The 18,117-nt window shown below is 74.1% G+C and carries 21 protein-coding genes; 5 read left to right on the top strand and 16 right to left on the bottom strand.

Translation table 11 applies throughout. From position 1 onward, the window contains the following. Positions 1-141: 141 nt before the first annotated feature. From ACSNOC_RS22975 to ACSNOC_RS22920, 12 genes are all read right to left on the bottom strand, one after another. Positions 142-477, bottom strand: coding sequence for a hypothetical protein (locus ACSNOC_RS22975; protein WP_436749448.1), 336 nt, complete (start codon positions 475-477; stop codon positions 142-144). 1,189 nt (positions 478-1,666) lie between these two features. Continuing rightward, a complete protein-coding gene (locus ACSNOC_RS22970; protein ID WP_436749447.1) occupies positions 1,667-2,134 on the bottom strand; it encodes a plasmid mobilization protein in 468 nt (155 codons plus the stop codon). 118 nt (positions 2,135-2,252) lie between these two features. After that, entirely contained in the window at positions 2,253-4,838 is a 2,586-nt protein-coding gene (locus ACSNOC_RS22965; RefSeq protein ID WP_436749446.1) for a hypothetical protein, read from the bottom strand. A 211-nt stretch (positions 4,839-5,049) separates the two neighbouring features. Continuing rightward, complete coding sequence (locus tag ACSNOC_RS22960; protein ID WP_436749445.1) at positions 5,050-5,358, bottom strand: hypothetical protein; 309 nt, start codon at positions 5,356-5,358, stop codon at positions 5,050-5,052. Further along, entirely contained in the window at positions 5,355-5,672 is a 318-nt protein-coding gene (locus tag ACSNOC_RS22955) for an RRQRL motif-containing zinc-binding protein (protein WP_436749444.1), read from the bottom strand. Before ACSNOC_RS22955 ends, ACSNOC_RS22960 begins: the two co-directional genes overlap by 4 nt. After that, entirely contained in the window at positions 5,669-6,322 is a 654-nt protein-coding gene (locus ACSNOC_RS22950) for a hypothetical protein (protein ID WP_436749443.1), read from the bottom strand. Before ACSNOC_RS22950 ends, ACSNOC_RS22955 begins: the two co-directional genes overlap by 4 nt. Positions 6,323-6,329: 7 nt before the next feature. Further along, positions 6,330-6,845, bottom strand: coding sequence for a hypothetical protein (locus tag ACSNOC_RS22945; RefSeq protein WP_436749442.1), 516 nt, complete (start codon positions 6,843-6,845; stop codon positions 6,330-6,332). A gap of 214 nt (positions 6,846-7,059) precedes the next feature. Further along, on the bottom strand, positions 7,060-9,279 hold the full coding sequence (locus tag ACSNOC_RS22940; RefSeq protein WP_436749441.1) for an FtsK/SpoIIIE domain-containing protein: 2,220 nt from the start codon (positions 9,277-9,279) through the stop codon (positions 7,060-7,062). Positions 9,280-9,349: 70 nt separating this feature from the next. Further along, a complete protein-coding gene (locus ACSNOC_RS22935; protein WP_436749440.1) occupies positions 9,350-9,580 on the bottom strand; it encodes a hypothetical protein in 231 nt (76 codons plus the stop codon). Continuing rightward, positions 9,580-10,950 (bottom strand): DUF2637 domain-containing protein, encoded by a 1,371-nt coding sequence (locus tag ACSNOC_RS22930; protein ID WP_436749439.1) that lies wholly within the window; start codon positions 10,948-10,950, stop codon positions 9,580-9,582. The genes ACSNOC_RS22935 and ACSNOC_RS22930 overlap by 1 nt, the downstream gene beginning before the upstream one ends. Continuing rightward, positions 10,947-11,243 carry a hypothetical protein gene (locus ACSNOC_RS22925; RefSeq protein WP_436749438.1) on the bottom strand — a complete coding sequence of 99 codons (297 nt, stop codon included), beginning with the start codon at positions 11,241-11,243 and terminating at the stop codon, positions 10,947-10,949. Before ACSNOC_RS22925 ends, ACSNOC_RS22930 begins: the two co-directional genes overlap by 4 nt. 100 nt (positions 11,244-11,343) lie before the next feature. Next, a complete protein-coding gene (locus ACSNOC_RS22920) occupies positions 11,344-11,841 on the bottom strand; it encodes an RNA polymerase sigma factor (protein ID WP_436749437.1) in 498 nt (165 codons plus the stop codon). Between the two features lie 258 nt (positions 11,842-12,099). Between ACSNOC_RS22920 and ACSNOC_RS22915 the strand changes: the two genes are divergently transcribed. Further along, positions 12,100-12,903 (top strand): GntR family transcriptional regulator, encoded by an 804-nt coding sequence (locus ACSNOC_RS22915; RefSeq protein WP_436749436.1) that lies wholly within the window; start codon positions 12,100-12,102, stop codon positions 12,901-12,903. 126 nt (positions 12,904-13,029) lie between these two features. On the opposite strand, the gene ACSNOC_RS22910 is transcribed toward ACSNOC_RS22915, so the two are convergent. From ACSNOC_RS22910 to ACSNOC_RS22895, 4 genes are all read right to left on the bottom strand, one after another. After that, the gene (locus tag ACSNOC_RS22910; RefSeq protein WP_436749435.1) at positions 13,030-13,389 is read right to left on the bottom strand and encodes a hypothetical protein; all 360 of its coding nucleotides are present in this window, start codon (positions 13,387-13,389) and stop codon (positions 13,030-13,032) included. Next, positions 13,389-14,069 carry a ParA family protein gene (locus ACSNOC_RS22905; protein WP_436749434.1) on the bottom strand — a complete coding sequence of 227 codons (681 nt, stop codon included), beginning with the start codon at positions 14,067-14,069 and terminating at the stop codon, positions 13,389-13,391. The genes ACSNOC_RS22910 and ACSNOC_RS22905 overlap by 1 nt, the downstream gene beginning before the upstream one ends. A 762-nt stretch (positions 14,070-14,831) precedes the next feature. Next, complete coding sequence (locus ACSNOC_RS22900) at positions 14,832-15,215, bottom strand: hypothetical protein (protein ID WP_436749433.1); 384 nt, start codon at positions 15,213-15,215, stop codon at positions 14,832-14,834. Then, positions 15,212-15,460, bottom strand: coding sequence for a hypothetical protein (locus ACSNOC_RS22895; protein ID WP_436749432.1), 249 nt, complete (start codon positions 15,458-15,460; stop codon positions 15,212-15,214). Before ACSNOC_RS22895 ends, ACSNOC_RS22900 begins: the two co-directional genes overlap by 4 nt. Positions 15,461-15,634: 174 nt before the next feature. Between ACSNOC_RS22895 and ACSNOC_RS22890 the strand changes: the two genes are divergently transcribed. The 4 genes from ACSNOC_RS22890 (at position 15,635) to ACSNOC_RS22875 (ending at position 18,004) form a co-directional block, all read left to right on the top strand. Beyond that, on the top strand, positions 15,635-16,093 hold the full coding sequence (locus tag ACSNOC_RS22890) for a Pycsar system effector family protein (RefSeq protein ID WP_436749431.1): 459 nt from the start codon (positions 15,635-15,637) through the stop codon (positions 16,091-16,093). A gap of 17 nt (positions 16,094-16,110) precedes the next feature. Continuing rightward, on the top strand, positions 16,111-16,596 hold the full coding sequence (locus ACSNOC_RS22885) for a hypothetical protein (RefSeq protein WP_436749430.1): 486 nt from the start codon (positions 16,111-16,113) through the stop codon (positions 16,594-16,596). A gap of 254 nt (positions 16,597-16,850) precedes the next feature. Further along, on the top strand, positions 16,851-17,183 hold the full coding sequence (locus tag ACSNOC_RS22880) for a hypothetical protein (protein ID WP_436749429.1): 333 nt from the start codon (positions 16,851-16,853) through the stop codon (positions 17,181-17,183). Beyond that, complete coding sequence (locus ACSNOC_RS22875; RefSeq protein WP_436749428.1) at positions 17,180-18,004, top strand: bifunctional DNA primase/polymerase; 825 nt, start codon at positions 17,180-17,182, stop codon at positions 18,002-18,004. The genes ACSNOC_RS22880 and ACSNOC_RS22875 overlap by 4 nt, the downstream gene beginning before the upstream one ends. The last annotated feature ends 113 nt before the right edge of the window (positions 18,005-18,117 follow it).

The raw sequence follows: 18,117 nt of genomic DNA, 5'->3' as shown, positions 1-18,117 counted from the left end.
CGGGCCTTCGCCATGCCGCCGACGGCGAGCAAGTTGTGCGGTTCGAAACTCGACCACGCGCCGCCCGAGGGCGGAGCAAGTTATCCCGTTGGAAGCTCCCCCGAGGGCTGGGGAGCTTCCACGGCGGGCCGGGGGCGGCCGTCAGCTCTCCGGCTGCTCCAGGCCGGGCAGGGTCGGGGACTCCGCACCGTCCAGTCGCCCCCGCGATCTGTCACGTGACGAATCTCGGTTCGCGGGGAGGTGGGCGAGGGTCTGCGTCACGGCCGCGCTGACCGCGCGGCGGGTCTCCCTCGCCTCGTACGCGCGCTGCCGGCAGGACTGGCGGCAGTACCGCGGCTTCCTGCCCGTGGGCTTCGGCGGCGCGAACGGGTGCCCGCACCAGTCGCACCGCAGCGGCAGGCGTGGGTCGCCGGTCTCGCGGCCCCAGGGGCGAGGCGTCACGCCCGTCGCATTCAGCTCCAGCAGCTCGTCACTCACCCGGGCACCGTATCGCGATTCGTCACGTGATGAATCCAGGACCGCCCGCGATCCGATGCGCGTCCTCAGCTCACTCAGCGTGATGAAACTGCCGATCCAGCACACCCATGCATTACGACGAGACGGCACCGAACGTGACCACCACACCGACGACGCAGCCGAGTGATCCGTCCGCGCACACCGTTTGCACTCCGGCCACCGAGCAAGATCATCAGCCCGGAAGAACCAAGGTATCTACCGATACGGATCTTGGACCGCCGCAGACGTCGCGGTGCTCCTGGCGGGCGCCGATGGCACGGCGGAGGGTCCCGTGCGGAAGTAGTCGGCGCCGTCGCAGGCCCGCACCGCCCCCTTGCCAGCCCAGGTCAGAGCGCCTGCCGCCCGGCCGGGCGGCACGGGGTCGAGAGGACCTGGGGCGGGACTTGCAGCAGGACCTCGGGCGGGACCTGGCGCGGGACTTGCAGGGGGACCTGGGGCGGGACCTCCCCGGCCCGGCCGCAGCGTGCGCGAGGACCTGGTGCTCGCCGCCCGGTGCCCGGTCGGCCGGGCCTTCGGCAGCGGCCCCGAGGGTGTTCCCTGCCCGCTCCCAGGGTGCTCCCGGGGTGATCCCCAGGGATCACTTTCCCCCGCCCCGGCCTGCGGGTTTCCGCCCGACTGTCCCGAGACCACACCCTCACCTCGTCCCTCAGCGTGGGTGTGGTCTCGGGACAGTCGAGCGAGGCAGGCCGGGGCGGTCGATGGCTGGTGAGATGGCGGGAGGGGACGAACGGGATCTGGCGTGGAATCCGGGGGGTGCGGGCCGGTGGACGTCGAGGACCTGGTGCACGCGGCCGGGCGGTGACGGTCCAGGCCGGGATGGAGCCCGCGCGCCGGGCGAGCGGCAGGCGGCGACCCGGGCCGCGGTGCTGTCCGGCGCGAACGGCGGCCGACCCCGGCGATGCCGGTCCGCGCCGGGCAGTGCCGTGGGAGCGGGGGTCTGGGGGCCGGCGAAGGCCCCCAGCAGCCGCCGGGCCGCAGTGGTCAAGCCCTCCCCGGAGAGGTTGACCAGCACGTCCGGAACCACGTCCGTTTCCACGTCCGGAACCACGTCCGCCAGGGCCTCGATGGCGGGCCGTATCCGCCCTGGTCAGCGGCTAGACCAGCGCCGTTCCGGAACGCTGACACCCCTTTGTGGGCCTGTGGTGTCGGGTCACGCCGGGGTGGAGGGTGGGGCGGCCGGCGACTGGGAGCGGCGCCGCCGACGACGCCCCAGCACCTCCATCGCGGCGAGCGAGGCGTCGTCCACCCGGATCACCGCGCGCTCGACCCGGGCGAGCACGGCGTCGAGCTGCGCGGCCGGGACGGGCGCGCCGGCGTTCGCCCGCGCCGCGAGCTGGTTGAGGTTCGTGCCGATCCTCCTCAGCTCGACCCGGGCGTTGGCCAGCTCGACCAGGCGCTCGCGCTCGTCGTTCGGCGCGGGGGTGATCTGGTTGCGGGCGACGGCGACGGCGGCCTGCGCGGCGTACGCGCCGACCGACAGCCCGGCCTCGGCCGCGGCGGCGACGAGCGCCTGGTGCTCGTCGTCCCCGAGCGTCAGGTTCAGCCGGCGGGCGCGGGGCTCGTCGTCGCGGCGGCCCCGGCGCCCGTTCCGCAGAGGCCCGTTCCGATCAGCCGCCACGCTGCCCCTCCCCTGCCGCTGGTCCGTGCCCGGACCAGCCTGCCAGCCGCCCAGCTCAGCGGGCGAGGCCGCTGCGTAACGTGTGGTTACGCACTAACTTGCTCCGACAGGCTGCGGGTCAGCACAGGACGTGCCGGGTGCCGATGGAGGGGCTGACGGGTTCGGCGCAGACGGTGCACAGGGGGCGGTCGTCGGTGGCTGTGCGCGGGTCGGTGGCGGTGGTGATGTCGCGGGCGACGGGCAGGCCGGCGGCGCGGCGTGCGGCCATCTGCGGGCGCACGGCGTCCTGGGGCCGGATGCCCAGGAGGTGGGTTCCGGCGTCGAGGTCGTCCACGGACTGCCAGGTGCGGTCCTCGCGCGGCGGCCGGGGCGGCGGCGGCGCGAGGGGTTCCTGCGGGGCGTGCAGGGCCTCGCTGGTGTCGGGGTCGTAGCGGGTGTCGCCGGGGACCCAGAAGTCCAGGCCGTGGCGCAGGCCCCAGGACTCCAGCAGCTCGATGACCGTCTCGCGGGCGGCGGGGGTGGTGGCCAGGCCCGCCTTCTTCGCGGTGTCGGTGGCGGTCTTGACCGCGAAGCGGAGCTGCCCGCGCCGGCCGGGCACGGCCGCGACGGTCTCCTGGAACGGCTCGGGGCGGACCTGGACCAGGACGCCGACCGTGTTGCGGGCGTCGTCCTCGGCGACGACGAGCTGCGGGTCGGGCTCGGAGACGTTGACGCCGTAGGCGGCCAGGCGGTCCTTGATGGCGCCGGACCAGGTGAGCATCCGGTGGCCCTTGGTGCCGCGCTCGTACTCGCGCCACAGCCGCACGTCGTCCTGCCCGGCGATGTCGGTGCGGGCGGCGGCGGCGTCGGTGTCGGCGGTGGCCAGGGCCTCGGCCGCGCGGGCGGCGGCCGTGGCGTCCCCGGCCTCGCGGGCGGCGGCGTCGTCGGCGCGGGCGGCCTTGGCGGCGGCGCGGGCGGCGGCCAGGCGCCGGCGTTCGGTGGTGGTCGCGTCGAGCGCGGCCTGGAGGAGTTCGCCGGGGGTGCGGCTGGTGTGGCGGGCGGCCTTGAGGTCTCCGCGCAGCAGCTCGTTGCCGAGCGCGCGGGCGGCCTTGGCCTCGCCCGTTCGCTCGCGCAGGTCCGCGATCTCGGCGTCGATGGCGGCCCCGGCGCGGCGGGCGCGGGCGCGGGCGACCTCGGCGCGGGCGGCGGCGGTGGTGTCCCCGGCCTCGCGGGCGGCGTCGGCCGCGGCGGCGGCGCGGTTGACCTCGGCGCGGGCGGCGGCGCTGCGGGCGCGGGCGGCGGCCAGGCGTTCGGCCTGGTCGGCGGTGGTGCGGCGCAGCTCGTTCGGGAGGGCGTCGGTGGGCGCGGTGTCGCGGTCCTTGTCCTGGACTTTCACCAGGTAGCGGGCGATGTCGGCGGCGCCTTCGGCTCCGCGGCGGGCCGGGTCCACCTTCACGCCGTGCCTGCGGGTCGGCCGCCCGAGCTTGGCGTGGCGGCACTCGGCTTCCCAGCGCTTGTACATCTCGCCCTCGATGACGCGGGCGATGTGGTCGGGCACCGGCTCCTCGAACCACAAGACCGCGTGAACGTGCGTGTGCCACGAATTTGCCCACGAATGGGTGACCTCGATGGCGCGGGTCGCGCCGACCAGGCCGTAGCGGCGGGAGAGGTTGCGCCACCAGGTGCTGGTCAGCATCCGCCGCCAGGCGCCGGCGGTGGCCTCCAACTGGCCGACGTCGCGGACGACTTCGCCCTTGGCGTCGCGGACGACCTCGCCGCCGCGGGCCGTGCCCACGATCGTGCCGGTGCGGTCGCGCAGGGCCTCGCCCTTGCGGGCCATCCGCGCGCGGGTGTCGAGGCGGGCGTACTGGCCGTGGCGGGACGTCAGCGTGGCCATGGCCAGGCCGTGTCCGTGCTCGACCCAGGTCGCGGCGGCGGTCTCGATGCCGGCGGCGCGGTCCGCGCGCACGACCGGGGAGCACTCGGGGCAGGCCCACACGCTGCCGCACCTGAACAGGCCGGCGAAGCCGCCGTGCCCGTCGCCCTTCTCGGTGATGTCCACGGCGCCGCCCAGGGCCTCGGCGCCGCAACGGATGAGCGAGGGCAGGCTGCTGACGGCCCGTGCGTTGTCGAGCTGCCGCATCCGGGCCTGGGCCCGGTTGTTGCGGCGTTCGTAGCGATCACCGGGATCGGGCTGTTTCCCCAGGTCAGTTGAGGTTTCTGTGACCGGGGGGGCCAACGTTGTTCTTTCGGTTCCCAGGCGGCCCGCCGTAGGGGGCGAGGTCGTGTCCGCAGCGGCGGCCGGAACGGGGCTCAGGGGGCCGCTGGCGGCCGTCTGACGGGTGGCGGCGGCGTGGGCGGCGCCGCGTGCCCGGGAGGATTTCGCGGCCCGCAGACGGGCGCGGAACGCCTCGTGGGCGGCCTGCCGCTGAGCGTCGGTCAGCTCCAGATCCTCGCCGCCGGCGGGGGTGGCGTCGTCCCAGTCGTCCCGGAGCTGCGCGAGGCGGAGCGTGGTCTGCACGGCCGCGGCCACCTGGTCGCGGTGGCGGGCGGCGCGGCGGGCGCGGGGGGTGCCGGGCGTGCTGCGGCCGGTCCCGAACCCGGTTTCGTCACGTGACGAATCCTGGGCGGCGGGGCCGGCGGCGGCGCGTCCGAAGAGGGGTGTGACCGGCCCGTTGGCCAGGTCATGTGGTGCGGGAGCCGAAGCTCCGGGTACGCTGCTCAAAGCGTTGGGTCCTTAGTTCTGCCGGCTAAGCGAACTTGGTTAAGGGCTCACGCGGGGCGTTCCGGATTGCCGTCCGGGCGCCCCACGTTCTTTTGTGGGGTTGATCTTGCCCTATCCCGTGGGGCCGGTGTGCACCGACCCGCCCAAGTGGCTTGTGTGACTTGTCGGTCCGGAGAGAGGCCCGCACCGGGAGTGCGGGCCTTCGTCGTGGTCAGGCTGCGTTCGGCAGGGTCTCAGCGTGTACGCGGTCGGGGGTGGTGCGGCGGGTGCCGGCACTCTCGCGGCGGTCGGCGGTCCGCTGCTTCTTCGCCTGGTCCCGGCGGCGCTCGAACAGCTCCCAGGCGTCGGGGTGTTCGGCGTACCAGTCCTCGGCGCACGTCTTGTGGCACGGCTCGCCGCGCTCGGAGAGCAGGGGCGTCAGCCCCTCGCACAGCACGCAGTCGTCGAGCCCGGCCGGGTTCCAGTGGGAGCTGTCCGACCAGTCCAGGGCCGGGGGCCAGACGCGCGGGGCGGCGGTCATGCCATCACCCCCGCGCAGTACGGGCAGCAGCCGTAGCGGCGTGGCAGGCAGTACCCGCGGTCCAGGCCGCAGTCGGGGCAGGTGCGGCGGGCGCGCATCATCGCGTCGAGGGTGCGGCGGCGGCCGTCCGTCATCGGCCGGATGGGCGCGGCCTTGCTGACGTCGAACAGGTCGGCCCACCGCTTCGAGCGGGTCCAGACGATCCGGGCGACCGGCGGGTGGCCGTTCGGCCGCAGGCCCGCCGCCCGGAGCTGGCGGCGGGTCATCAGGCCATCCGGCGCGAGACGCGGGCGGTAGGTCGGCAGCGCGCTCACTCGTCACCGCCGGCGGTCTCGGTGTTCCGCTGGGCGAAGCGGCGGGCGTTGGTGTTGTCCACGGCCTTGATGCCGTCGCGGACGACGCCCAGGCCCTCGCGCCCGACGTCGGCCACCTTGCCGACCATCCCGGCCGTGGAGGAGACGGTGGTCCCGGCGGCCTGGGCGGTCTGGCCGACCGCGTTGGCGACGGCCGCCACGGCGAGGAAGGCGGCCTTCGCGGTGCCGCCGCCGCTGGTGTTGCGGGCGGCGTGGGGGGCGGGCTTGGCGTCCTTGCCGCCCCGGATCTTCTCGCCGTGGGCGGCGGCGGCCGGGGCGGGGCCGGCCTTCCCGCCCTTCCCGGCGGTGGGGTCCACTGAGGTGATGCGGGCGGTGAGGACCCGGCCGCCGGGGAGGGTCGCGCGGATGCGGCCGGGCTTGGCCTGGGCGAGCGCCTGGAGAGCGGCGGGGGTGACGCCTTCGACGGTCCAGAAGCAGCCGGCCTTCCGGCCGCCGTTGGCGCCGCGGTGCTTCTGCCCGCAGCTCGCGGAGACCATCGGGCCGGTCGCCAGGAAGGTGAGCTGGCGGGGGACGTCGCCCGGCCCGCGGCCGGGGCACCGGAGCACCTGGCCGTCGAGCTCGACGGGGCCGGTGAAGCGGATCGCGGTCATGCTGGCCTCACTTCCGGACGGTGACGGTGGCCGTCGCGGTGGCACGGCCGCCGAAGACCGCCTTCTGCGTGGCGGTCGCCGTGGCGGTGGCGACGTCGCCGGAGCCGGTGGCCGCGCCGTCGAGGGCGGCGCGGGCGGAGCGGGCGACGGCCGCGACCCCGGCGCCGCCGGCCGCGATCGCGCAGCCGACGAGCAGCAGGGCCGGGGCGGCGGCGGCGAGCGCGGGCAGCAGCAGGGACAGGCCCGCCGCTCCGGCGCCGACGCTGGTCCCGGTCGCGGCCATCACGAGCGCCGTGGTCTTCGCCCAGGCCGGGACCGGCTGGGCGGCGGGCGCCGGTTCGGGCGGCCGGGAGACGTAGGCCAGCACGCGCTCGCCGTTCGGGAGCGTGACGACCTCGGCGCCGGGCAGGTGCGCGAGGGCCTGGCCGCCGACGAACTGGACGACCGTGGCGGTGCGCTCGACGGCCGGTCCGGCGGCGGTGGTGATCGTGTAGGCGGGGGTCTGGGGAGCGGGGAGCGTCATCGTCGTCACCTCGGGTCCGTGGTCGGGTTTGCGGGGGTTTGGGCTACGCGACAGGCGACGCGACGCGATGCGACGGTGCAGGTCAGAGACGCGAGGCCCCATGCGATCCGGGCGGCGGTCACGCGACGGCATCCCGTGGAACGGGCGGCCGTCGCGTGACCCCTCGCATCGCTGACCTGCGGAATCGCGTGGCGTCGCATCGCGGATCGCGTGGTCATTCCGGGGCAATCCCGGCGGCGGCGCGGGTGTCGGCCAAGAGGTAGCCGCGGCCCCAGCCGCGCTCGACGGGGGCCAGCTCGCGGCCGGCGGGGAGGGCGTCGGCCAGGGCCTCGCGCAGCTTCCGCCCGGCGGTGCGGGCGTCCAGGTCAGCCACGGCCGCCCAGGGCTCGGGCGCCAGCCGGGCCAGGCCCGCCAGGACCTCGGCCGTCTTGAGGTGGTCGGGGTTCCCGGCCCGCTCGAAGACCTCCAGGAGCAGGCCGACCAGCCCCAGGTCCTCGACCGTCTCGGCCTCGGTCTCGGGCAGGGTGCCGGCCTTCGCGCGCAGCCGGGTGGCGTGCTCGACGATCGCCACGATGTGCGCGGTGACGTACAGGTAGGAGCGCAGGAACACGGCGTCCAGGCCCGTGACGTCGAGGAACCCGGCGCCGCGCTGGAGCGCGCTGACCAGGTGCCCGCCGAAGCCCTGCGCGGACTTCCCGGGCAGGATCGTGTCGGACGCCTGCGGGGTGGCGCAGCGCAGCGCCCACCTGACCCCGAGCAGGTCGCGCAGCGAGGTCTTCACCACGTCGCTGCTCGGCTTCTGCGTGCACGCGACGGTGATGATCCCGGCGCCCCGGGCGAGGGAGACGAGCGAAATGAGCTTCTGCGTCAGCCGCTTCGCGGTCTTCTCATCGAAGTTCGCGGTGTATTCCTTGAGTTCATCGATGAAGAACAGCAGCGGATACAAGTCCGGGTGCTTCGCGACGAGTTCCGGCGTGACTTTCTCCTCACCGAGGGAATTGAGCCGCCGGTAACGGCGCTGCATTTCGGCGCGGAGGTCGTCCAGGATCTCCTCGAAGACCTCGGGGTCGGTGGTGTCGTCGTACCGCTCGGCCAGGTGCGCGAGCCGCTTGAGGTTGCCGCCGACGCCCTTGCCGTCCACCAGCCACAGGCCCACCAGGGGGTCGAGGACGGCGGCCAGGAGGACGCAGAACGCGGCCACCGACTTTCCGGCCTCGGGCTCGCCGCCCAGCAGCATGGAGCGGCCCACCAGGCGGGGAATGTACTGGTCCACCCCGCGCACCGAGACCCCGACCGGAATGCGGTCGAAAATGCTGAACTCGCCGCCCCGCTCGACCAGTTCCATAAGCGGGCCCGGCGCCACGGCGCTGCCGGTGAAGGGCAGGTCGTCGGAAATGTAGAGGCTGAACCGGCGGGCGTTCTTCTCGAAGAACTCCAGGTCGATCTGGCCCGCGCCGATGGACAGCGCGGAGGCGATGACGCCCTTCTTCTTCGCCAGCTCCTTGGCCTCCGCGCCCTTGGGGAGGTCTGCGACGACCTCGGTCGCGGCCGGGCGGGTCTCGGTGGCCGGGTAGGACTTCACCAGGCCGACCAGGGAGATGTCGTCCGCCGGGGACGCGAGCTTGGTGGCGTGGATCGCCTCGCGCAGCCGGGCCTCGGTGAGCGGGGCGCCGCCCTCTTCGAGGAGCTGCGCGGCGGCCTGGGCGGAGTCGAGCACGATGCCGGGCACCGGGCCGTCGCCGGCGCGGCGCTGGATCTCCCGGCGTCCGAGCAGGAAGAGGGTCAGGAACAGCGGCAGCAGCACCGGGGCGGCGGTGGCCACGCCCCACACCTGGGCGATGGCGACCAGGGCAGCGACGTAGGACGTCGAAGCCGAGGCGGACAGCACGGTGGCCGGCTCGCGGTGCCGGGCGGCGGCGACCTCGCGCCGCTCCTTGCGCAGAGCGGCCACGTGGTCGTCACCCAGGCCCTTGCGGCGGGCCTGGTCGATCATCTCGCCGTACTCGCCCGCCTGCTGGTAGGACCAGACGTCGCGCAGGGCGACCCGGGCGCCGACGCCGGTGACCCGGGCCGCGCGCCACAGGTAGACCGGGGTGCGGATGGCGTGGAACCCGGCGCGGTTGCGCAGGACCTCGACGCGGTGCCGGCGGACGTCGGGGTTGGTCAGGGACTCGGGCAGCAGCGGCAGGGTCCGCCAGCGCGGGTCGTCGTCCGCGAGCTGCTCGACGACGACGCCCTCGACGGCGGCCGGGCCGCCGTCCGCGGGCTCGGGCTTGTCCAGGCGGATGGTGCCGGTGGTCAGGTCCGCGATGCCGTTCTCGGTGGCGTGCACCGCGGTGCGGGCGTCGGCCGCGATCCGCTCGTGGCTCTCCGGGCTCAGCCACGGGCCGATGACGACCGTGGTCTCTTCGTCAGTGTCGTGCGTGGTGGACATGGGGTCCTCCGTCCGAAGGTCGAGGGGGCGTGGGCCGGCCCGCCGGGGGAAGCGGGCCGGGGGAGGGGAGTCACTTCTTCGCAGGCGGCGTCTTCTTCGCGGCCTTCGCGCGGCCGGCCTTCGCTCCGGCCTTCAGCAGCCCGGGGAGGGCCAGGACCAGGAGCAGGACCGCCAGGGCGGCCAGGCCCGAGGTGGCCCAGCCCTGCTCGGGACCGAGGCGGATGAAGGTGTAGGTCCCGGCCGGGGCCGCCACGATCAGCAGCGGCGGCGCCCAGTTCGTCGGCTTGTTCTCGGCGGCCATCAGGCGCTCACCGCCTGGGAGTCGTCGCCGTCGCCGGTCACGAGCCGTAGCGGACGGACGGTGCCCATCCGTTCCGCGACGATGGCGTCGCGGACCTTGATGGCGTCCTTCCGGCGGATGCCCAGCCGCTTCGCCAGGGCGGTGGCGGAGATCGTCTTGCCCGCCGCGACCAGCTCGACGGCGATCTCCCGAGCCCGGGGCAAGTGCCGTTCCCAGGCCCGGTCTTCCGAGCCGTTCCCGGCGTCCTCGGCAGCCTCCCCGGCGCCGTTCCCCGCCTCGCTGTGCGGGCCGCTGACGGCCCGGGGCGCGGTGGCGTCTTCCCCAAGCGGGAATTGGGTTGTGGCGCCCTGCGGGAGGGCCTGGAGAGCGTCCAGCGCGGTGCTGGGACCGAGGCGGGGAATGCCCGCGCTGGGGGTGTGGGGAACAGGGTTGTAGAGCCCGGCGAGCAGGCCCGCGCGGACCATCTCCGCACGGGACTCCGAGGCGTCCTCGAACGCCTCGGCCAGCGTCAGCCGGGCGGCCGTCGCGGTCCGGTACAGCGCCGGGGTCATGCCCGGGTCGGCGCCGTAGTGGATGCGCCACGCGGCGGCGAACGCCTCACTCTCCGTCAGCTCCCCGAAGGCCGCGGCCGACATCAGCCGGTCGGCCGCCTCCGCGATCCCCTTGTGGTGCGCGCGCCGGTCCTTCGCGTGCCGGCGGCGGGCGCGGGCCTCGGCCCGCTCCTCCTTCGTCGGCCCCTCCGAGCCGTGCGTGCGCAGGTCCCAGACGAAGAACGCGAACACCGAGCTGGCGCCGAAGACCAGCGCCACCCACAGCGGCGCCTCGGCCGACCAGTGCCACAGGTTGATCCCGCCAGCGGCGAACGCGGTGGCCCACCCGGCGGCCCGGAACTTGCCCGTGGGCTGCCCGGCGTCCTCGGCCTTCTTCCCCATGAAGGTGATCGCCCAGACGCCGCCCTCGACCATCGCAGCCAGCAGCACCGCCAGGCCCAGCAGGACCCCGGCGTGGGTGAGGGCACCGACCTGGGAGAGCACGGCCGGGACGACGGAGGCCGCCATCACGAAGCCGACGAACAGGTCCGCCGGGTTCGCCCGCAGCCAGCCCAGCACCCGGGCGCGCTTCGCGGCCCGAGCCGCGCGGCGCTCAGCGCGGGCGCGTTCCTTCTCCGCCTGCTCCTGGCGGCGGCGCGCGTCGGCCCGCTGCTCGTCCTTGCGGCGCTGCTCGGCCTTCGCGGCCTCGTCGCGGCGGCGCTGCTCGGCCCGTTCGCGCTGCATGGCGAGCTGCGCTTCGAGCGCCAGCCTCTTGTCCTCTCGGGCCTGCTCAGCCCGGAGCGCGTCGTCCTTCCGGCGTTCCTCGCGGTAGCTGCTCACTCGGCACCCCCGGCGGTCTCGGGCTCGATCTCGTGCTTCTTGCGGCCCTCAAACCCGGCGGCGGCGATCAGCGCCCGGCGCAGGCACAGCACCGCGCCGGTGGCGGCCCCGGCCACCACGACGGCGGCCAGGAGCACGACGGCCGCCGCCGCGACGGCGGCGAGGATGAGGACCAGGAGGAGGACGGCCGGGCCGAACAGGGCCGGGTGCACGGCGTCCAGACGGGCCACCAGCACGGCCGCCGCCTGGCGGGCCTCGGTGACCATCTCGGGGCGGGAGGTCGTCGTCGCCATCAGCGCCGCCCCCCGGTGGGGGTGATCTGCTTCCAGGCGCCGCACGAGCAGGTGCAGATGCCCTTCGAGTCGGGGCTGCCGTAGGAGTGCTGGTGCGCCATTACGCCGCCACCTCCAGCCGGAGCACGAAGCAGCCGAGGCACTCGACGTCGGTCTCGTCGTTGTGGGTGTCGCAGTCCTGGCACTGCCAGGGGCCGGCCATCGGAACCGGCGCGTTCGCGAGCATCGCGTCGCGGGTCAGGTTCTCGACCGCCCAGTCCTCGGCGGAGTAGGAGACCGGCAGGCGCCGGACCTGCGCGTAGTCGGTGAAGTCGGCGGCCACCTCGCGGGTGTTGCGGGCCAGCCGGAAGTGGTGGGCGATCACCCGGCGGGCGATCGTGGCCAGCAGGCCGACCACCCGGTCGTCCAGGGCCCGGCCCCGGGCGGTGTAGCTGCGGTACAGCTCCAGGAACGTCTCGCTGGTCAGATCCTCGGCAAGGTGCCAGTCACGGCCGCCGATCTTCGCGAGGATGAAGGAGTGGACGCGGGGCTGGTGGGCGGCGAAAACCGCCGCGAACCGTTCGGCCGGGTCCTGGCCTGCGGTAACGTCGTCGTTCACGGGTCGTTTTCCTCTCAGGTTTCACGGCCCGACGGCCTCGGTGTGGCTGCACCGGGGCCACCTCCATTTCTGGAAGCGGGCATGGCGAAATAGGGCCTCTCTGGCCCTACTCCCTCTTTAGGTGCTAGCACCTAACGGGGTACTCTGATGATGTCTCGGGGGGGAGCCTGAGTCAAGGGCTACCTGCTAGCACCTATTTTCGTAGCTGCTAGCACTTACCGTTGTACCGAGCACCAGAACAGAGAGGAGGTGCCAGAGATGGCAGGGACAGCGGAGGAGATCGCCGCGCAACTGCGAGAACGGATTCGGACCGGCAAGCTGGGACCAGGGGACCGGCTGCCGACGATGGACGCGCTGGTGGAGGCCCATGGAGTCTCCCGTCAGACCGCGCGACAGGCGCTCAACCTGCTCAAGGCCGAAGGGCTCGTTGAGTACCGAGGGGGGAGGTCTGGGACCACGGTGAGGAAGCGCCCGACCGAGCGGCTTGTCCGCTCTCGCGGCATGGAGCGGGACAACCTGGGCTACTACTCCGGGGCGAACGTGCAGCACTGGCGGCTGGTCCCTGGGACGCAGACCGAGGTGAGCACGGAGCCGGTCCCGCCCGACATCGCGTCTCTGCTCGGTGTGCCCGCCGGCACCCCGGTGGTGGTCCGCAAGCGGCTGAACGGCGACCCGGGGGTGCAGGAGTACCGCCAGCTCACAGATAGCTGGCTGCACCCCGACGTCGTGGAAGCGCTGCCGGTGCTCGCCGGGAAGACCGGCCTGGGCGGGATCTACGACCGGATTGAGGAGTGGACCGGGCAGCCGATCGTCTGGGAAGAGGAGATCACCGCCGTCACCGCGAACCCGGCCGAGGTCGCGGCGCTGCTCCTGCCGCCCGGGGTCCCCCTGCTACGGGTCATCCGCACGTCGCGGATCAAGGTGGACAAGAAGCCCGTGGTGGCCGAGGTGAACGACATCAGGATGTCGGCCGAGCTGTTCAGCGTGCGGTATCCGCTGACGCGCCAGGGAGATGCGAAGTGGCCCGTGAAGCCCGCGACGGCCGACTTCTACAAGAGCTGACCCGGGGGCGCCCCAGCGCCCCAACAGCCGAGGCCCGCACCGGACGGTGCGGGCCTTCGTTGTGTCCGGCGCCGGACCTGGGGTGATACGTGTCGCACGTGAGGCGCCTCTAGAGTGCGACGCGTATCACTGGGTCGTGGTCGGGGGTGGGACGCGTCGCACGCGTCCCACGGTTCCTACGGGTGCGAGGCGTTTCTCGACAGCGGCGGCCTGCTCGACGGCCGCCTCCAGGAGCGCGGCGACAACCGCGTGCTTGGGCACCCGGGTGGCGTGGTGGATGTCGTCCACGGCCGCGCTGAACGCGTCGGCCGCGGCTGACGTCGTGTACCAGCTCCGGCGCGTCTTGGCCTCGGCTTCGCGCTGCCGCCGGCGGGCGGCGGCGGCCTCGGCCCGGCGCTGGGCGGCCAGGACATCGGGGGTGACTTCGGTGACGTCGTCATCGTCGGGCGGGGGCGGCGCCATCCGTTCCGGCTTGGCGGCGGCCATCAGCCGGCCTTCCCGGCCGGGACGGACGGCAGCTCGGCGACGCCGACTTCCGCCAGGAGCGCGGGGACGTCGAGGAAGTCGGCCGGGACCCGGGCGAACGCGCGGGAGTAGCCGACGCGGTAGCGCAGCTCGGTGTCGCACAGCGGGTAGACCGGGTGGCCGCCCTCGCCCGAGGTCAGGATCTCCCGGGCGTCCGCCGGCTGCCGGGTGCGGTGGTCGGTCCGGGACAGCACGACGTAGGAGTCGAAGCCGCCAACCGCGCTGTTGGCCGCCGCCGTGCGGGCCTCGCGCCAGGTCTGCCCCAGGCGGCGGATCTCCGACTCATCCGCCCCAATCGGGGTGAGCAGGAGGTTCGCCCACTCCAGCGCGCTGGAGAACACGGTCGGGTTGCCGCCGCCGATGTCCCCAATCACGTGGTCCACCTCGCTGCGGGCAGCCTCGATCTCTTCGTTGATGTCGGGGAAGGGGTGCCGGACGACTTCGACGCCGGCGGGCCACTCCCGGCCCATCCGCTTCGCGTCGCGGTGCCAGTCGTGGGCGGTCTGGCTCACGGTGTCGCCATCGAACACCTTCACCGTCCGGCCGTGGACGACGGCGAGGTAGAGCGCCATCAACATCGCGAGCCGGGTCTTGCCCACACCTCCCTTGAGCGTCCCGACCACGATCACCTGAGCCGCCATCGGGCCCCACCTCCGTGTACTCCTGGCGGCCCCCGGCGGGCCGCACGTCATCGGCGGCAGGTTACTCGCACCCGTGCGACGCGTCGCCCCTCTCGCACCTCTCGCACACGTATCACAGCAGGTCAGGCCCAGCACGGAGGATGAGAGTTCGGGCCGGTGGGTGGGACGGAAACGGTGAGCGGCCTACGTGGCAGGCCGTCGCCCGGGTGCGGGCCGCCGCGAATGGCTGCCAAGGGCAGGCTGGCTACGGGGAGGGGGGTCCCCTCCGGAAGGCCGTCCCGGTAACCGAACAGACGATCGGGCGTGCTGCCGGTGCCGCCCCGCGCACGGATGACCGTCGCTGGGGACGTCCGGCCGGTGGTCGGCTGGGGTAGGCGCGCACCCCGCTTCGCGGGGCCTGCCCTGGCCGCCGCGCCGTCCGGACGTGCGGCGCCGCTGGGCTGCCGTAGCGGGCGGCGGGGGCCGGCCTTCACCGCCAGGTCCTCCCCGGCCGGGTCAACGACCGCGCTGCCGCGTGAACCACGTCCCCGCCGCGCGTAGTCCTCGGGCCGCGTCGGGGTGCCCATCCGGCCGCCGGGTGAGTGGGTGCGAGGCGGTGCACCTCTCGCACGAGTGCGAGACTTCGCACGCGTATCACGGCTGGTCGGGGCCGCACGCGCGGGGACGGGTGCGACCGGTCGCGGGGGCCGACCTTCACGACCAGGAGGACGACGAAGGCCCCGCCCGGGTCGGGCAGGGCCTCGGTCGGCACGCGGGTGCGGGTCAGGCATCCTCGTCGTCGGTGGCGACGTCGGCGGTGACGACGATCTCCACCAGCGGGCGGCCCGTCCCGATGTCCTTCGCGACCACAACGTGCAGGTGGACGTAGCCGTTGTGCTCCCGCTCGGGCCAGCGCTCGACGGTGAGGCGGTCCTCGTGTCCGTAGCGGCCTTCGAGCCAGGTGGCCCACGCCTCGAACGCGACCCGGCGCGCGGCGGGTTCGGGGTCCATCGCCTGGCCGTACAGCGCGCCGGTCGCCGGGACGCTCCAGGTCACCGGCGGCAGTTCGGCGTTGGCGCCGGCCGCCAGGAGCTCGATGAGGCGGTTGGCCTTCTCGCGCTGCCAGCGGCGCCGGTCGGCGTCAGTGATCTCTCCGAGGATGCTCACGCCGCGCTCCCCTTCCCCGTCTTGCCGCCCCAGGTACGGACGGTGCCCCGCGCGAGGGCGGTGAGCTGGCCGATCCGGCGCTCGGAGACCTCGGCCTCCAACGCCTTCACGACCAACGGCTTCAGCTCCTTGTCGATCTCTTCCAGGCGCGTGATCAGGCGGATGCGCTCCTGGCCCAGCGGCCGGAGGGCGTCCTCGGCCGCCGCCCGGAGCTGGGCGGGTGTCTGTGGTGTCGTCTCTACCATGCGGCCCATCTTAGACCATGCGGTCTACGTGATGCCATAGCGTCCGCCGTGAACCTACTTGCGCAAGCTAGACCACATGGTCTAACGTGTACCGCATCGCGATTCGTCACGTGACGAATCGAAGGTTGACCGGCAGAACACGATGACCAGCCGAACGAAAAGGAGATCGATCTCGTGACCACCACCCCGAGCACCGGCGACAGCCTGGACACCGCCATCGCGACGGTGCTCACCCAGCAGACCCGGACCGACTCGAAGGCCGGCCTGCTGCTGACCCTGGACAGCATCCTGGTCGCCGGGCTGGCGGCCATGGCCAACGGCATGTCCACCCCGGCCGCCGTCGTCGCCGGCGCCGCCGCCGTGGCGACCGTCGTCGCGGCGGTCCTGGCCGTTCTGGTGACCCGGCCCCGCCTGGGCAACGGCACCGACCGCGGCTCGTTCGTCCACTGGGCGACGCTGGCCGACGACCAGGCCGTGACTGCCGTGCTCGCGGAGGACCGCCGCGCGGCCCACCTGCGGGTGATGTCCCGCATCTGCCTGACGAAGATGCGGCTGCTCCAGCACGCGACCGACGCCACGCTCCTGGCTGTCGGCATCCTCGCCGTGGCGGCCGTGGTCGCCGCCCTGGCCTGATCCGAGGGAGGACCCCCATGTGGACCACCGTGATCGCCGTTCTGGGCACGCTGGCGGGCGGGGCCCTGGCCAGCCTGAGTCAGTGGACCGACCGCCGCGCGGAGCGGCAGCGGGCCCACCGGCAGCTCGTGGCTGACCGTGTGGCTGAGCTGCTGGACGCGGTGCTGGTCTATCGCGAGCGGCACTGGCTGCTGATCGCCGCCCTGCGGGACGGGCAGACGGAGACCGCCTCGGACCGGGCTGCCCGGTACGCGGCCCGCTCGGAGGTGACCCGGGCCAGGGGGCGCCTGATCCTGGCCACCCAGGACCCGGCCCTGCGCGCCGCAGCCGAGGAAGCCGCTTGGTCCGCGATCGAGCTGTCCGGCATCGAGACCGGCCCGGCGACCGAGCGCCGGTTCAGCGAGGCAGCCGAGGCCGCGCTCGCGGCCGGCCGGGAGCGGTCCCGGGACGCGCACACAGCGCTGCTCGACCTCGGGGCCGCCTACGCCCACAACGCCCGGTAGACGCCCCACCCGCCCCACCGGCAACGAATTTGGACACCAGCGCACTTCCTCGCACGGCTCTTCCTGGCGGGGGATAAAGTGCAGGAGATGGGCCACCGCGCTGGCCCAACCGCCCATGCGGGCCGGCCGCGACCGGCCCCGCGACCGAGGCGGCCAAGGTGCCCCGCACCGCGCGCCCCAAGCCACCAGCTCGACGCCTGCCTTGCGCTGCCCGGGGTCGCGGACCCGCGCAGCGCCACCGAGGAGGCTGAGCTATGCCCATCGACCACGCTCGCAAGAAGGCCATCCGTGAACGGATGGCGTACGCCGGGCTGTCCTACCGCGAGGCCGCCGCCGAACTGGACGACCCCCGCAACGAAGTCCTCTGCCGGACGTGTGGCTGGACGGTCGGGATGGTCTGCCCCGAGTGCTCCCCGGGCTGCGGCTGCTCGGTCGGCTGCACCGGGTGGCGCCACGGCGAGTTCGGCGACGACGACCACGACCCCAACGCCTGCTCGGAGTGCGGCGCCGGCGGCAGCGACGACCCGTACGGCGAGTGCGTCTGCTACGAGTACGACGACGAGGACCAGGAGGTGACCGTCGCATGAGCGTCGAGGCCGCAGTCGAGCTGGCCACCTGGGGGGTGGCCGTCTTCCCGCTGCCGCCCGGCGGCCGGGTGCCCGAGCGGGGCTGGCAGCGGCAGGCCAGCGCCGACCCCGAGCACGTACGGGCCGCCTGGCCCAGCGAGGCCGCGAACGTCGGAGTGGCCTGCCGCGCTAGCGGCGTGCACGGCCTGGTCGTGCTCGACATCGACGGCGACGCGGGCGAACAGCAGCTCCGGGGCCTGTGCCGGGCGGCGGGCGAGCCGTGGCCGGCCACGGCGCTGATCCGTACTCCGCACGGCTGGCACCTCTACCTGTGGGCGCCGCCCGGCGTCGTCATCCCCAGCACCTCCGGCCCGCGCTCGCCCCTCGGGCCCGCGATCGACGTCCGGGGCCCCGGCCAGCGCAGCGGCGGGTACGTCGTCGGCCCCGGCTCGACCGTGGCGGGCGAGACCTACGTCGTCCAGCTCGCCCGGCCGATCGTCCCGCTCCCCCGCTGGCTGGTCCAGCACCTCACCGGCACCCGGCCGGCCGGGCCGCCAGTCGATCCCGTCACCACGCTGGCCAACGCGGCGGCGCGCGCCGGCCTCGACAACACGACGGTGACACGCTTCGGTTCCGAGGTCCGCGTGCTCCTGGCGGGCGAGGACGCCAGCATCCTGGCCCGGGTGCTGGGCCTGGACCCGGAAGGGCTGCTGCCCATGGCGGTGAGGGCCGTGGGCTTCCACGCCAGCGGATCGGTCACCCCTGCCGGCACCTCGCTGTACCTCGGTGACGACGACGCCCGGCGTCTGGCCAACTGCCTCCCGGCCCGCGAACCGGCATAGCTCCGCCCTGCACCGGCCCGCATCCCGCCCGGGGTGCGGGCCTTCGCCATGCCGCCGACGGCGAGCAAGTTGTGCGGTTCGAAACTCGACCACGCGCCGCCCGAGGGCGGAGC

Source organism: Streptomyces sp. URMC 129, assembly GCF_051386415.1.
Classification (GTDB): Bacteria; Actinomycetota; Actinomycetes; order Streptomycetales; family Streptomycetaceae; genus Streptomyces.
This window is presented reverse-complemented; position numbering and strand designations above follow the sequence as displayed.

Coding starts and splice junctions, on each gene's coding strand:
- ACSNOC_RS22960 (WP_436749445.1), bottom strand. CDS start 5,358: ATGACCGCCGCCCCGCGCGTCTGGCCCCCGGCCCTGGACTGGTCGGAC.
- ACSNOC_RS22950 (WP_436749443.1), bottom strand. CDS start 6,322: ATGACCGCGATCCGCTTCACCGGCCCCGTCGAGCTCGACGGCCAGGTG.
- ACSNOC_RS22945 (WP_436749442.1), bottom strand. CDS start 6,845: ATGACGCTCCCCGCTCCCCAGACCCCCGCCTACACGATCACCACCGCC.
- ACSNOC_RS22940 (WP_436749441.1), bottom strand. CDS start 9,279: ATGTCCACCACGCACGACACTGACGAAGAGACCACGGTCGTCATCGGC.
- ACSNOC_RS22935 (WP_436749440.1), bottom strand. CDS start 9,580: ATGGCCGCCGAGAACAAGCCGACGAACTGGGCGCCGCCGCTGCTGATC.
- ACSNOC_RS22925 (WP_436749438.1), bottom strand. CDS start 11,243: ATGGCGACGACGACCTCCCGCCCCGAGATGGTCACCGAGGCCCGCCAG.
- ACSNOC_RS22915 (WP_436749436.1), top strand. CDS start 12,100: ATGGCAGGGACAGCGGAGGAGATCGCCGCGCAACTGCGAGAACGGATT.
- ACSNOC_RS22910 (WP_436749435.1), bottom strand. CDS start 13,389: ATGGCCGCCGCCAAGCCGGAACGGATGGCGCCGCCCCCGCCCGACGAT.
- ACSNOC_RS22905 (WP_436749434.1), bottom strand. CDS start 14,069: ATGGCGGCTCAGGTGATCGTGGTCGGGACGCTCAAGGGAGGTGTGGGC.
- ACSNOC_RS22895 (WP_436749432.1), bottom strand. CDS start 15,460: ATGGTAGAGACGACACCACAGACACCCGCCCAGCTCCGGGCGGCGGCC.
- ACSNOC_RS22885 (WP_436749430.1), top strand. CDS start 16,111: ATGTGGACCACCGTGATCGCCGTTCTGGGCACGCTGGCGGGCGGGGCC.
- ACSNOC_RS22880 (WP_436749429.1), top strand. CDS start 16,851: ATGCCCATCGACCACGCTCGCAAGAAGGCCATCCGTGAACGGATGGCG.
- ACSNOC_RS22875 (WP_436749428.1), top strand. CDS start 17,180: ATGAGCGTCGAGGCCGCAGTCGAGCTGGCCACCTGGGGGGTGGCCGTC.